Annotated in this window: 5 protein-coding genes; 1 reads left to right on the top strand and 4 read right to left on the bottom strand. The window is 70.9% G+C overall.

The annotated features are described in order from the left end of the window. On the top strand, positions 1-1,820 hold a 1,820-nt coding region (locus FNH08_RS25245), incomplete at its 5' end, for an ATP-binding protein (protein WP_228034336.1). Between the two features lie 300 nt (positions 1,821-2,120). Here FNH08_RS25245 and FNH08_RS53175 read toward each other — a convergent pair. From FNH08_RS53175 to FNH08_RS53180, 4 genes are all read right to left on the bottom strand, one after another. Beyond that, positions 2,121-2,252, bottom strand: coding sequence for a hypothetical protein (locus FNH08_RS53175; RefSeq protein ID WP_265579793.1), 132 nt, complete (start codon positions 2,250-2,252; stop codon positions 2,121-2,123). Positions 2,253-2,426: 174 nt separating this feature from the next. Further along, positions 2,427-3,683: an MFS transporter gene (locus FNH08_RS25250; RefSeq protein ID WP_152773844.1), complete on the bottom strand. Its 1,257-nt coding sequence runs from the start codon at positions 3,681-3,683 to the stop codon at positions 2,427-2,429. Then, a complete protein-coding gene (locus FNH08_RS25255) occupies positions 3,680-4,792 on the bottom strand; it encodes an LLM class flavin-dependent oxidoreductase (protein WP_152773845.1) in 1,113 nt (370 codons plus the stop codon). The genes FNH08_RS25250 and FNH08_RS25255 overlap by 4 nt, the downstream gene beginning before the upstream one ends. Further along, positions 4,789-15,361 (bottom strand): non-ribosomal peptide synthetase/type I polyketide synthase (locus FNH08_RS53180; RefSeq protein ID WP_152773846.1); only part of this gene is annotated, 10,573 nt, incomplete at its 5' end. The genes FNH08_RS25255 and FNH08_RS53180, both read right to left, overlap by 4 nt.

Below are 15,361 nucleotides of genomic sequence, written 5' to 3' on the forward strand. Positions count from 1 at the left end.
GCCACGAACCCCGGCACACGGCCCCGCCGACGGTCCCCGCCCCGTCCACCGCTGCGAGCCCCTCATACCCAGCCGCACCTGCCGGGGCCCTCACCGAGCAGCGCAAACAGCTGTCGATGCTGTTGGTGCGCACCACCCTGGGTAAGGGGCTGGGCGGTGACCCCGAGGACGCGGCCCGGCTGTCCGGCGACCTCGCCGCCGCCATACGCGACGAGGTCGCCCGGCACGGAGGCAAGGTCTCCGGCGTCCTCGGCCCGGTCACCTTCGCCCTGTTCGGCGTCGTCCGCACCCGCGAGGACGACGCCGAACGCGCCGTCCGGGCCGGCCTGGCGATCCTGCGCAGACTGCGCCAGTACGGCGGCGGCGGCCCCGTCCCCGTCCACGGCCGCTCCGCGCCCCGCGTGGCCGTCGCCACCGGCGAGGTCGTCGTGACCTGCGCCGCCGACGGCACCGGCGCGGTGCCCGTCGTGAACGGCGCCGTACCCAAGAGCTGCACCGACCTCCTTCAGACAGTGCCACCCGGTGGCATCCGGGTGTGCGCCACGACCCGCGCCGGCAGCGAACGCGCCCTCGCCTACGGCCCTGCCGGGCCCGACGGCGCGTGTGAACCTCTCGGCCCACGCCCCGCCGACGCGGGCGCACCGCCCCCGCTGGTCGGCCGGGACCGGGAGACGGAACAACTGCGCGGTGTGCTCGACGACGTCGTCCGCAAGCAGCGGCCCTGCCTCGTCACCGTCCTCGGCGAGCCCGGCGCGGGCAAGACCCGCCTCGGCGACGAGCTGTCCCGTCTCGCCCGCCGTTCCCCGCACGGCTACGGTGTCGTCACCGGCCACAGCTCCTGGTACGACTGCGAACGGCCACTGGCCCTACTGGAACGCACTCTGGCCGCCGCCACCCGAACCCACCGCGACGAGGACGAGTCCGACCGCGACGCCCTCACCCGCACCGTCCACGCCCTGTGCGGCACCGGTGACCGCGGCGCCTGGCTGATCGACCGCCTCGCCCCGCTGCTGCGCACCGAGCCACCCGCTCCCGCCGAATGGCCCGGCCTCGCCACCGCCTGGCGGCTGCTGCTCACCGGCCTCGCCGCCGAACGCCCCCTCCTCCTCCTCCTGGAGGACGTGCACCGCGCGCCGGACCCCGTCCTGGACCTCATCACCGAACTCGCCGACGCCGCGGGCCCCGTGCCGCTGTTGGTCGCCGTCTCCGCGCGCCCCGAACTCCTCGACCGCAGGCCCACCTGGGGAGGAGGCCGGCGCGACGGCCTCACCCTAACCCTCGATCCCCTCGACGGGACCTCCACGGCCGCCCTGCTCGACGCTCTCCTCGCCCCCACCGGTCGCGACCTGACCGTTGACCTCCGGCGCGACCTGCTCGCCCGCATCGGGGGCAACCCCCTGTACGCCCTGGAGTACGCGCGCGAACTGATCTCCGTGCCCCTGGACCGCCCGGCGGGACCGCCGCAACTACCGCGCCACGTACGGCAAGTCATCGCCTCCCACCTCGACACCTTGCCGCCCGTCGCCAAGGCCGTCCTCGTCGACGCCTCCGCCCTCGGCGGCGTGTGCTGTGCCGACGGCGTCTCCGCGGTCGGCGGACTCGACTGCGCCGAAGCGGCGTACTGGCTCGACCACCTCGAACGCCGCGACTTCCTGCGCCGCTCCCGGCACCCTTCGGCCACGGGTGCCCTGCGCTACGCCTTCCGCCATCCGGCCACCCGTGAAGTGGTCGACGAACTCGTACCCCCCACAGTGCGTGAGAACCGCAGGAGCCGCGCCGAGGCCTGGGCCGAGCAGACGGCGGCACGGCTGCCCGGCTGATCCTGGCATGTTCATGCTCAACAGGGCCAACGGCGCACGGGACGCCCCGCGTCGGCTGCCGCGCTCGCCCGCGCCGATCGCCCGGACCCGCGACAAGCCCACTGCCGAACGGCGTGAATCTCCGTTCGGCAGTGGGCTGGGCCGGCTCACCTACCCCTGCGGTCGCGCCGGAACCGGCGCGACGTCACCGCTGACGGGCGCTGATCAGTGAGCACACGGCCTGCTTGTGCGGCTTGCCCGATGGGGGGCCAAGGTGATCGCTTCGAGCACCTCAGTCGGCCAGCCGGGCGGCGGAGGGCTTCACACGCCGCCGCCGATCACGATGTCGTGTCGGTCGGTGAGGTCTTCGGTGGCGGACAGGTACTCGTGGACCAGGTCCATGGTGATGTCAGGGCAGCAGCCCCGGACGAAGTCCGCGATCATCTCGGCCATGATCTGCTTGGTGATCCCAGGTGGGTAGGGACGAGCCCCGCTGTGATCGTCCCGCCCCGCTCCACCACCCCTTCAAGTGCTTCCAGGCTGTGCGACATGGGAAGCTCACGGCGGCCTCGTCCGCCTACCGCTTGTTTGTTCATCACTCGCGCAGCGAGTTGTCGCAGAGCCCATCTAAGCCGATGAAGAGATGGTCGAGCACCTGCTGCTTTCAGTCGGTGGCAAGGTCCAGGACAGGCACGCGAGGGAGAGGGCCAGTACTGACCCGGCCAGCAGAGCGATCGAGTACCCGTGTGTGGTGGCCGCGGGTGACGAACCGGTGGCGTTGGCAGCCGCTACCGCCGACAGTACGGCGACACCGAAACTGCCGCCGATCTGCCGGCTCGCTCCCGTGAGGGCGGAGGCGAATCCGGTATCGGTGCTCGGTATGTGGGACATGGCGATGGTGGTGACGGGCAGGCCGATGACGCCGATGCTGAGGCCGATCAGAATGCCGGGCCCCAAGATGTCCCACACGAAGGACCCTTGGGGCGCGAACCGGGACTGCCAGGCGAATCCCGCGGCCTCGGCCAGCGCGCCCACGCACAGGGTGCGGCGACGGCCGAGGGCACGGATGAGCTTCGGAGCGAGCAGCGACGCGACCGGAATGGCGATGGTCATGGGGAGCATCGCGATCCCCGTGTGCAGCGGATCGTACCCGCGCACTTCCTGCAGGAAGAGCGAGATGAAATAGATCGAGGAGGTCAGGAGGGCACCCGCGAGCACGATGGCCGCGTTGCCTCCGGCGACACCAGGCAGACGCAGGATCCGGAAGTCGACCAGAGGCCGACGGGCATGGGTGCCGGATCCTGGGGATCGCGGCAGGAAGGCGATACCCGCGAGCGCGATGCAGACGCCGAGGGGGACGTTGACGAACATGACCCACCGCCAGCCGAGGCTGTGGGTGAGGAGGCCGCCGATGACCACACCGCAGCTGAGGGCCGCGGTCGTGGTGGCGCTCCACGCCGCTACGGCCCTGGTCCGGGCGGCCTTGTCGGGGTACGCGAGGGAGATCAACGCCAGCGGCGCGGGCGAGATGAGTGCGGCGCCCACGCCCTGGACCGCGCGTGCCGCGACAAGGGTCTGGCCGTCGTGCGCCAGCCCACCGAGCAGAGACGCCGTACAGAACACGGTGATGCCGGCCAGGAACACTCTGCTGTGGCCGAACACGTCTCCCGCCCTGCCGCCCAGCAGGAGCAAGCTGCCGAAGGCGAGCAGGTAGGCGTTGACCACCCATTCCTGGGTGCCGCCTTCCAGGCCGAGGCTTGCGCGCATGGACGGCAACGCCAGGTTCACGATGGACGTGTCGAGCACCACCATGAACTGCGCCAGGCTCGCCACCACGGCGACGACCGGCCCGGTTCCCTTCGCCGTGGGCAGCGTCGTGGTCACGTCTTTGATCCCTGGGGTTTGGCCGAGAAGCGACCGATGTTCTCGGCGACGTGGCGCTGGGAGGCGCGCAGACCCTCCAGTGAGGCGTTGAAGTGCGGAACCACATAGCGGGCGAGGAGTTCGAAGCTGTGCTTCGTGTGCTCCCGGGACGCCCAGTCCTGAGTGTTCACCAGCAGGGTCCCGAAGCCCCCGCTCTCCTTGAGCAGCTGCTCGATCGCCTGGACGGCGTCGTCGACCGAGCCGATGATCGCGATTCGGGATTCGACTGCCGCTTCGGCCTCGCGTCCTGCGGGAAGTTTCACCGCGACGCGCGCGGTGTCCTTGATGTACTCCTGGAACCACCGGCTCATGCCGGGCCGCACCTGGGCGAACGCCTCCTGACGGGTTTCCGCGACATGGGCGGCGATGCTCACGCGCCACGCCGACCGGTCCACCGTCGTGCCGTGCCGGTGAGCCTCGCCTTCGGCCGCCTGCCACAGATCGGCGAGCGGCGGGTCCGCCGCGCCGGGCCGCCCGATGGACGTGAGCGAGCTCAGGCCGTACCGGCCCGCCAGCCGCATGCCGCGGTCCGAACCGCTCGCCGCGATGGCCATGTCGAAGCAGGGGGTGCTGTACGGCCGCAACTGCAAGGCGGCGTCCCGGAGCTCGAACCAGTCCGTCATGTGGGTGACCGGCTCCTTACCGGTCAGCAGGCGAACCAGCACATCGACCGATTCGGCCATCATCCGCCCCTGGTCACGGGGGCTGATACCGCGGGCATCGGCGTCGAGAGGGGAGGCGCCCGAGCCCATGCCGAGCATGGCTCGGCCCCTGCTCTGGTGGTCCAGTTGCACCATCCGCTCCGCGACGGAGAGCGGATGGTGGTACGGGAGGCTGACCACGCCGGTGCCGAGCCGGATCCGGCGGGTCCGCTCCGCAGCGGCGGCCAGGAAGACCTCGGGGGAACTGATCAACCCCCAACCACCGGAGTGCTGTTCACCCACCCACACCTCATCGAAACCGAGGGTGTCCAGCCACTCGATCAGTTCGAGGTCCCGCCACAGGGCGGTCGTGGGGTTCTCCCCCAGTGTGTGGAAGGAAGGGAGGAAGGCGCCGAAGCTGAGAGTCATTGGTGGTCTCCGTCCTGTGCGCGGGTTTCGGTGTGCTCCTCGGCGTGTCCCGTCGGCTCCAGCACCGCGCCGAGCCGGTCGGCCAGTCGGTCGAGGTGCGGGCGTCGCATCACGGTGTAGTGGTCGCCGGGCACAGCGGTCGCGACGGTCTCGCCGGGGCACAGAGCCAGCCATGCCTGTGTGGTCTCCTCGGACGCGCCGCCGTCGCACGCACGGAAGAACTCGACCCGCCCCGCGTACGGCATCGGTTCGTGAGCGAGCAGTGCACGGGCGTTGCACGAGAACTTCTCAACGATGCGCCCGAGTGTGTCGATGTCGACGTCGGGCGGCAGCACGGATGCCCGGCGCGCCTCGTCGTAGAGGATCTCCAGCGGCTCCCTGCCCGTCTGGCGGAAGTCATCGGCGTTCGGTTCCCATGCCACGCCCGCGAGTCCGGCGAGGTCCCTGGCGATCCAGGACACCAGTGACGCGTCGTCGACCGTCCGAACCTGCGCGGGGCCCGGCGGTTCGAGCAGGTCGACGGCGACGACGAGGTCGACGGGCTCTCCCGCTCGCACGAGCTGACCGGCCATCTCCAAGGCGATGACGCCGCCCATCGACCAGCCGCCCAGCCGGTACGGGCCATGGGGCGCGGCCGTCCGCATCGCCCGGATGTAGTGGGCGGCCAGCTCGGCGACCGTCGTCAACGGGGTGTCGGTGTCGGGGACCTGGAGGCCGTAGCAGGGCTGTGCCTCGTCGAGCAGTGACACGAGTTCGGCGTAGCACAGCACGTCACCACCGACCGGGTGCACGAGGAACAGCGGTGGTCGGGTTTCCTCAGGGTGGATGGAGCGGATGGGGACAAGCGCCTCGCGGCGGGTGGCCTCCGTGGCGTCGGCCTCCTGCAGCGCCTCGGCGAGCAGTTCGATGGTGGGCCTGCTGAAGAGCGTGGCCAGCGGCAGGGAACGGCCCAGTTCGGTCTGGATACGCGCCATCAGGCGCACCGCGAGCATGGAGTCGCCGCCGAGGTCGAAGAAGCCGGCGCTCACGCTGACGGGGCGGGCGTCGAAGAACTCCCCCCAGATATCGGCGAGTTGCCTCTCCAGTTCGTTGCGTGGAGCGATGACCGCGTCGTCGGCGCCGGCCTTGGCGTCGGGGGCGGGCAGCGCCGACCGGTCGACCTTGCCGTTGGCGCTCAGGGGCAACTCATCGAGGACGATGAGGTGCTGCGGGATCAGGTATTCGGGCAGCTGGTGCCTGAGCGCCTTGTCCAGATCGGTCACGGTGTCGTAGGCGCGGTCGTCGGTGACGACGTAGCCGACGAGACGCCTGGCCGTCTGGCGCTCGCCGACGGCGGAGACCGCCGCCGCGCGTACGCCGGGGCACCTCAGCAGCGCGGCTTCGATCTCGCCGAGTTCGATCCGGTAGCCCCGCACCTTCACCTGGAAGTCCTCGCGGCCCAGGAACTCGATGTTCCCGTCCGGCAGATAGCGGCCCAGGTCGCCGGTCCGGTAGAGGCGTTCGCCGGTGGCGGGGTGGCGGACGAAGCTGGACCGGGTCTTGGCCTCGTCGCCCAGATAGCCGCGGGCGAGACCCGCGCCGGAGATAAAGAGCTGGCCGGGGACCCAGACCGGGCAGGGGCGCATCGCGTCGTTCAGCACATGGAACCGCTGGTTTCGCATCGGCGTCCCGTACGGGATGCTCGGCCAGGCCGGGTCCACCCTCCGGATCGGGTAGAGGATCGACCAGATGGACGCCTCGGTCGCGCCGCCCAGGCTCCAGATCTCGGCGTCCGGGCACAGCGCGCGGATGCGGTCGGGCAGCGTGACGGGAATCCAATCACCGCTCATCATGACCAGGCGCAGTGGGAGGTGGTTCTCCCGGCCGTTGCCCAGCGCGTGGTCGGTGAACATCTCCATGAGAGCCGGGACGCTGTTCCACACGGTGACGGAGTGCTCCACGACGAGCGTCATCCATCGCTCGGGCTCCCGGTGTGCGTGCGGCTCCGGAATGACGATCGCTCCGCCCGCCGACAGCATCCCGAAGACGTCGTACACGGAAAGGTCGAAGTTCAGCGCCGACAGCGCGAGTACCCGGTCGTTCTCCGTCACGGCGAACCGCTCGTTGATGTCGTGGATCGTGTTCACCGCGCCGCTGTGCTCGATCATCACCCCCTTGGGCACACCGGTGGAGCCCGAGGTGTAGATCACGTACGCGAGGTCGTCGGGTGCCGTCCCCAGCGAGGCCAGTGGCTCGTCGGGGAGCGCGTCGGCGTCCGGCCCGTCGACGCTGAGCACGGCGATGTCGTCCGGCCACTGGCTGCGCGTCTCGACCCGCGACTGGGTCAGTGCGTGGCGGACGCCGGCGCTGTCGAGCAGCAGACGGAGCCGCTCCGGCGGCACGTCCGCGTCGATCGGCACGTATGCCGCACCGGACTTCAGGACGGCCAGGGCGGCAGCGACCTGCTCCCAGCCCTTCTCCATCACGATGGCCACCAACGTGCCCCGACCGGCTTCGCGTGCGCGCAGCCAATGGCCGAGCCGGTTGGAGACGCGGTCGAGGTCGCCGTAGGTGAGCGTGCGTTCGGGGGCGATCACCGCGGTGCGCTGGGGCGTGGAGGCCGCGCGGCTGACGAAGCCCTGGTGGAGGAGTTCGTCCGGCATGGGGCTCGCTGTAGCGTTCACCGCCTGCCGGGTGGCCAGCTCGGCGGCCGGTGTCAGCAGGGGGGCCGGGCGCTGCCAGGAGCCCTCGGCCTCGCACAGTTCGCGCAGGACGTCGACGTAGGCCGCGAACATCGAGTCGATCAGCCCTTCGGGGAAGATCTCGTCGACGGAGTCCCAGTTGAGGAGCAGGGCGCCTTCGTCCTCGACCACCTGGTGGTCCAGCCACACTTGCGGGGTGCGCAGCGCGCTCCACACCTCGCGACCCGACTCTCCCAGTGTGGTCAGGTGGCGCGCGATCCCGTTCGTAGCGGCCGCGTCCTTGCGGGCGGCGAAGTTGACGGTGCTGGCGAAGACCACGGGCGCGGTGACGTTGGCTGACCCGCCCCGGGCACGGTTCATCTCCCGCAGAACCCGGATGCCGCTGACGTGGCTGTGGTCGATGTCGCTCCACATCTGTTCCTGGACGCGGTTCGCCCGCGTGGTGAACCCGTCGGTGGAGCGACTGTCGACTTCCAGCAGGACGGTCGTGGTGAGATTGCCGACCACGTTCCCCATGTCCACGTTCAGCGGCTGGCGGTTGGCGATGAGCAGATCGAGAGTGAAACGCTCGGACTTGCTCCACGCCGCCAGTACCTGAGCGTAGGCGGTGCACAGTGCCACCGACGGCGTGATGCCCGCCGCGGCGGCGTACGCCTTGAAGCGTGACCAGTCGTCCGCCGTCAGGCGGCTGGACCTGCGGGTGAATTCGGGCTTGTCAAGGGAGGACGGGTCCTTGGCCAGCGGCAGTTCGGGAGCCGGGGGCAGCGTCGCCATCCGCTCGCGCCAGTAGGCGAGTGAGCGGCGGTACGGCTCGCTGTCCTCGATCGCGTGCAGGGCCGTCACACACTCCCGATAAGTGACGGCGGCCTCGGGCAGCAGGTGGGCGTCGCCCCGGTAGGCCGTCGCCCATTCGCGGAACACGAGCGAGGTGCTCCAGGCGTCCATGACGAGGGCGTCGATACCGACGTGCAGTCGCGTCGTACGCTGGTCGATCCGGGTCGCGCGGATGTCGAACAGCGGCCAGGTCGTGATGTCGATGACCTGGGCCCACATCTCGTCGCGGATGGCCTTCAGGACACCAGCTCGCTCCGGCTCCTCACACTCCGTGAGGTCGACGATGGGGATCTCGTAGGGAGGTACGTCCTCAAGCACTTGTTGGTAGCCATCCGGCGTGACCACCGCCCGCAGCATGTCGTGCCGTGCGATCACCTGCCGCAGGGCGTCAGTGAGCCGGGGAAGGTCGACGGCTTCGAGATCGATCTCGTAGCAGAAGTGCGTGGAGACGTTGCCGAGCGCGAAGGCGTTCGACCGGCCGACGAGGTACGCCTGTTGCAGGTCGGTCAGCGGGAACGGCTCGTACCTGGCCGAGGGATCGGGTACGACGGCGGGCAGGTCGCCGTTGCCCGTCAGCGCGGCGGAGTCGGCGCCGCCGAGCCCGCTCGACGTGCTGATCATGGGGAGGACGAGGTCGCGGAGCCTGGCGATGGTCCGTGCTTCCCGAAACGCCACCAGCGGCAGGCTGATGCCGAGGTCCCGCGTCAGGGCGTTCCTGACCTCCAGTGTCATCAGGGAGTCGAGGCCGAGGCTCTGGAACGGCTCTTGGACATCGAGGTCCGTGACGTCCGAGCCGATCACCTTCGCGACGGTGCGGGCAAGGAACTCCTGTGCCATGGCGGGGCGGGCGGCCGGGTCGGCGGCACGGATCCGGTCGGGCCAGGCGCTCGCCGTCGACTGCGCATCGTCCTCGCCGATCGCCTCGTACGCTGTGTCGTCCACCGTGTCGGACGAGGCCATGCCCGCCGGGCGGGCACCGGTGCTGAGCCAGTACCGTCGCCGTTGGAACGGGTAGGTGGGAAGCGGCACGGTCGCCGCGCCGGTGCCCGCGAACACGGGCCTGAAGTCGACTGCGGCCCCTCCCACGAATCGCCCGGCCAGCGAGGCGAGGAGCCGCTGGGGACTGTCGTCGTCGCGCACCAGCGTGCCGGTGATCAGAGGGGCGTGGCCGGTGTCGGGGAGGGTGTCGAGGGTTTCCTGCAGGCTCACGGTGACCACGGGGTGCGGGCTCACCTCCACGTACGTGGTGAAGCCCTGCTCGGCGAGCGCGGCGGTGGCCCCCGCGAGCTGGACGGTGCGCCGCAGGTTGGTGTACCAGTACTCGGCGTCCAGGTGGGTGCCGTCGATCCACTCGCCGGTCACCGTGGACAGCATCGGGACGTCCGCGTCACGTGGCGCCAGGGTCCCGAGCGAGATCATCAGGTCGTCGCGGATGGCCTCGACGTGCGGGGAGTGCGAGGCGTAGTCCACCGAGATCTCGCGGACGGTGACGCCCTCGGCCCGGTAGGCGGTGGCGAGCCGGCCCAGGGCCTCCGGATCGCCGGACACGATGGTGGACTGGGGGCTGTTGACGGCCGCGATGGACACCTGTCCGTCGAGGGCGGCGATGCGCTTGTCGACATCGTCGGCGGGCGCGGCCACCGACATCATGCCGCCACGGCCCGAGAGCGCCGTGATGGCGCGGGCGCGCAGCGCGGCCACCTTGGCCGCGTCGTCCAAGGACAGCGCGCCGGCCACGCACGCCGCAGCGATCTCGCCCTGGCTGTGACCCACCACCGCGTCCGGCTCGACACCGTAGGACCGCCACAGCGCGGCCAAGGAGACCATCACGGCCCACAGCGCCGGTTGGACCACGTCGACCCGATCCAGGGACGGCGCCCCCTCCGTACAGCGCAGGACGTCGAGCAGCGACCAGTCGACCCACGGCGCGAGCGCCTGCGCGCACTGGCTCATCCGCTCGGCGAAGACCGGCGAGTGGTCGAGCAGCCCTGCCGCCATCCCCAGCCACTGGGAACCCTGGCCGGGGAAGACGAACACGGTCTTGCCCACGGCGCGCGCGGTGCCTCGTACGACGTTCGGCGCGCTGTCACCGTCGGACAGCGCGGCGAGCCCGTCCAGGAAGCCCTGCCGGTCCCCGGCGATGACGACCGCCCGCTCCTTGAACACCGCGCGCGTGGACAACAGCGAATGTCCCACATCGACCGGATCGAGCGTCGCGTCGCTCGCCACGCGGGACGCGAGCTGTGCGGCCTGCTCGCGCAGGGCGCCGGGCGTCCTGCCCGACAGCACCCAGGGCACCGCCGGTGGCCGGGCACCGTCGGTCGACGTCACCGCGACAGGGGCGTCTTCCTGCGCGGTCGGCGCCTGTTCGAGGATGACGTGGACGTTGGTGCCGCCGACCCCGAACCCCGAGACGCCGGCCCGGCGCGGCCGTGCGTCGTCCTCCGGCCAGGGACACGATTCGGTCAGCAACCGCACCGCGCCGGCCGACCAGTCCACGTGCGGGGACGGTGCGTCGACGTGCAGCGTCCTGGGCAGCATGCCGTGCCGCAGCGCCATGACCATCTTGATCACCCCGCCGACGCCCGCCGCCGCTGCCGCATGGCCGATGTTCGACTTCAGCGATCCCAGCCACAGGGGCTTGTCGTCACTGCGGTCCTGCCCGTACGTGGCGAGCAGTGCCTGCGCCTCGATCGGATCGCCGAGCGTGGTGCCCGTGCCGTGTGCCTCCACGACATCCACGTCGGAAGCCGACACCCCGGCGTTGGCCAACGCCTGCCGGACGACCTGTTGCTGGGACAGGCCGTTCGGAGCTGCCAAGCCGTTGCTCGCACCGTCCTGATTGAGGGCCGAACCCCGCACGACGGCCAGGACCTGATGACCGTGGCGGCGGGCGTCCGACAGCCGCTCCAGCAGCAGCACGCCGACTCCCTCGGACCAGCCGGTACCGTTCGCGCCCGCCGCGAAGGACCTGCATCGGCCGTCCGGCGACAGGCCTCGCTGCCGGCTGAACTCGATGAAGAGGCCGGGGCTTGACATCACGGCCACCCCGGCGGACAGGGCCAGGGCGCATTCCTGGTGCCGGAGCGCCTGGCACGCCAGGTGCAGCGCCACCAACGACGACGAACACGCCGTGTCGACGGTGATCGCCGGGCCCTCGAAGCCGTAGGTGTACGCGAGTCGGCCCGATGCGACACCACCGTGGGTGCCGGTCAGCACATAGCCCTCGGCCTCCTCGCCGACCGGGTCACCGAGTGAGGCGTAGGTCTGCCCGCTCATCCCGACGAAGACCCCGGTCGCGGACCCCCGCAACGACGACGGCTCGATGCCCGCCCGCTCGAACAGCTCCCACGACGACTCCAACAGCAGCCGCTGCTGCGGATCCATCGCGAGCGCCTCACGCGGGCTGATACCGAAGAACGCCGGGTCGAACCGGTCGGCGTCGTGGAGAAAACCGCCCTCGCGGACATACGACGTTCCCGGCTGCTCCGGATCGGCGTGGAACAGGTTCGTGAGGTCCCAGCCACGGTTCGTGGGGGGATCGGAGATCGCGTCCACCCCATCGGCCACCAACTGCCACAGGTCCTCCGGACCGCGCACGTCACCCGGGTACCGGCACGCCATGCTCACCACGGCGATCGGGTCGTCGTCGATGGACGACGGGCCGCTGGCGGGCCCGGCGGCCACCGTGGCCGGTGCGGGCGTGGCGGACACCTCATGCAGTCCGCCCGGCATCGCCGTGTCCAGATACCGGGCCAGCGCGACCGACGTGGGATGGTCGAACACCACAGTGCTGGGCAGGCGCAGCCCGGTCACCGCGTTCAGCCGGTTGCGCAGTTCGATCGCGGTCACCGAGTCGAACCCGAGGTCCCGGAAAGCGCGGCCTTCCTCCACCGCGTCAGGTCCGACATGGCCGAGCACGGTGGCGGCATGGGTATGGACCACCTCCAAGAGGCGACGAGTGCGCTCGGTATCGGACAAGCCCCCCAGCTGCTGCCTGAGCGGCGGCTCGTCGGACTGCGGACCGCTGTCCGCCCCGACCGGGGCGAGGTCGGCGTCGCCGGCCTCGGGAATGTCGGCCAGCAACGGGCTCGGCCGTGCCGAGGTGAATGCCGGAACGAACCGTTCCCATACGATGTCGGCCACCGTGACGGCGGTCTCGTCACGGTCCAGTGCCTGCTGCAGCGCCGCGATCGTCAGCTCCGGCGCCATCCCCGGCAGCCCCAGCCGACGCAGACGGTCCGCCACCGGCTCGGCCATCCCTCCTTCGGCCCACGGGCCCCACGCGATCGCGGTCGCCGGCAGACCGCGTGCCCGGCGCCATTCCGCCATCGCGTCCAGGAACGCGTTCGCGGCCGCATAGGCGCCCTGCTCGGCGCTGCCCCACGCGCCCGCTCCTGAGGAGAACAGGACGAAGGCGTCGAGGAGTTCGGGGTCCAGCAGGTCAGCAAGGTGGACGGCGCCGGCGACCTTGGAGGAGACGACATCGGCGAGTTGCGCCGCGTTCGTGCGCGCCAACGGCGCGTACTGGCTGACCCCCGCCGCGTGGAAGACGGCCCGAATGGTCGAACCGTCGGCCCGAACCGCCTGAATCACACCTTCCAGGGCGGCACGGTCCTTGACGTCGCAGGCCGCCACGGTGACCTGGGCTCCCAGTTCGGCCAACTCGGCCGCGAGGTCCTCCGCGCCCGGCGCCTGAGGACCGCTGCGGCTCACCAGTACAAGGTGCTCGGCACCGCCCCGTGCCAACCACCGTGCAAGTCGGGCGCCCAGTGTTCCGGTCCCCCCGGTGATCAGTACCGTGCCCCGTGGCGTCCACCGCTGCCGGTCTGGCCCGCTCGTCGACGCACGCATCAGCCGCCGGGCGTACACGCCCGAAGCGCGTACCGCCACCTGGTCCTCCACGCCCGAGCCGGCGATCACCCCCCACAGCAAACCGGCTGTCCGCTGCTCGGCCGGGCCGGAAAGGTCGACCAGCCCGCCCCACCGGTCCGGGTGCTCCAGGGCGGCGCAGCGGCCAAGTCCCCACAATTGGGCCTGGAGCGGATCGCCGAGTGGGTCCGAGGGACCGATCGACACCGCGCCCCTGGTGACGCACCACAGTTTGCCCGAGACGTCGGCGTCATCCAGGGCCTGCAACAACACCACCGTCGACGCCAGACCCGCGGTGAGTGTGGCGGGCCCGTCACCCGTGCTCTGGCCTGCGTCCGCCTGTTCCGCCTGTTCCAGCGCCAGCAGAGACAACACGCCGCGCACCGGCGCGCCATCGAGTGACTCGTTGTCAAGCGCGCTGCGCAAACGCTCCGCGAGCACGGCACGATCGGTCTCACCGGCGCTCACCTCGACGACGACAACCCGCGTATGGTGACCGTCCGGCCAGCCAAGACAGGAGTTGATCACGCCGTCGGCCGCACATCCTGCCGGCACCACCGCCAGCCACAGACCCGCCGCCGTCGGCGTCACGGACACCGACCGCCATACGGTCCGATATCGCCAGCGGTCCACGACGGCCTTGTCATGCTGCTGACGTCGCCAGGAGGACAGCGCCGGCAACAGCCCGTCCCACGCCGCCCCGTCACCATCTGGCAGCAGAGCCGCCAGGCCCCGCGCGTCCTGCCGTTCGACCGCCTCCCAGAACCGGGATTCCGGCGCATCCGCGCCGGACGGCTCGGCGCCCGAAGTCACCGGAGCGGATTCGGTCCAGTAGCGCTGGTGCTGGAAGGCGTAGGTGGGCAGGTCCACCGGCCGGGCGGCACACCCCGCGAACAGCTCCGCCCACCCCACGGACACGCCGCGGACATGGGCCTGCGCCAACGAGGTCAGCCATCGTTGCCATCCCCCGTCGTCCCGGCGCAGCGAGCCCACGACCACGCCACCGCTGCCGGCGTCATCCATGGTCTCCTCGACACCTGCTGTCAGCACCGGGTGAGGGCCGGCCTCCACGAACACGGTGTATCCATCGTCCAGCAGGCTCCGGGTGGCCTGCTCGAACTTCACCGTGGACCGCAGGTTCCGGTACCAGTACTCAGCCCCCAGCTCAGCGGTGTCCAGCAGCCCCCCGGTCAGCGTCGAATAGAAGGGGACGTCCGAGGTGCGCGGGCTGACCGGAGCGAGAGCATCCACAAGCTGCCGGCGGATCTCCGTCACCTGCGAAGAGTGCGACGCGTAGTCCACCGGGATCCTGCGAGCGTTGACACCGTCCGCCGACAGCGCCTCGCGCAATGCGTCCAGCGCGGTGGGATCGCCGGAGACGACGGTCGCCGTGGGGCTGTTGACCGCGGCGATCCCCAGCCGTTCGCCCCAGTCGGCCAGCCGGTCCCGTACCTGACCGGCCGGCAGCGGAACGGACATCATGCCGCCCCGGCCGGCCAGCGCCCGCAGCACCTGGCTACGCAGCGTCACCACGCGAGCGGCGTCGTCCAGCGACAGCGCGCCCGCCACGTACGCCGCGGCTATCTCGCCCTGCGAATGTCCCACCACGGCGTCCGGCTCGACGCCGTGGGACCGCCACAGCGCCGCAAGCGACACCATGACCGCGAACAGGGTCGGCTGTACGACATCCACGCGGTCAAGCTGCGGCGCGCCGGGGGCGCCGGCCAGGACTTCGAGGACGGACCAGTCGGCGTAGCGGCGCAGGGCCTCGTCGCAGGCCAGCAGGTGCTCGGCGAACACTGGGGAGGCGCCGAGCAGTTCCTGTCCCATGCGCGCCCACTGAGACCCTTGGCCGGGGAAGACGAACACCGTCTTGTCGACCTCGCCCGCTGTGCCCCGCACGACACCCGGTAGGGCTTCGCCGTCGGCAAGGCCGCTCAGGGCCCGCACGAAATCCGCGCGGTCCTCGGCAATGACCACTGCGCGGTGCTCGAACGTCGACCGGGCCGATACCAGCGACCAGCCGATGTCTGCCGGCCTTGCCTCGGGCTGCGCTTGAACGTACGAGGCCAGTCGCCGCGCCTGAGCGCGCAGCGCCTTTTCGCTCCTGGCGGTCAGGACCCATGGCAGGGTGGGTGGTTGTGCGGCGGCGGGGGTGTCGGGTAGTGCGGTGGTGGTGGTC

Origin of the sequence: Streptomyces spongiae, assembly GCF_009377185.1 — a bacterium.
Classification (GTDB): Bacteria; Actinomycetota; Actinomycetes; order Streptomycetales; family Streptomycetaceae; genus Streptomyces; species Streptomyces spongiae.

Excerpts from the sequence above, each read along its gene's own strand:
- FNH08_RS25255 (WP_152773845.1), bottom strand. The coding sequence starts at position 4,792 with ATGACTCTCAGCTTCGGCGCCTTCCTCCCTTCCTTCCACACACTGGGG.
- FNH08_RS53175 (WP_265579793.1), bottom strand. The coding sequence starts at position 2,252 with ATGGCCGAGATGATCGCGGACTTCGTCCGGGGCTGCTGCCCTGACATC.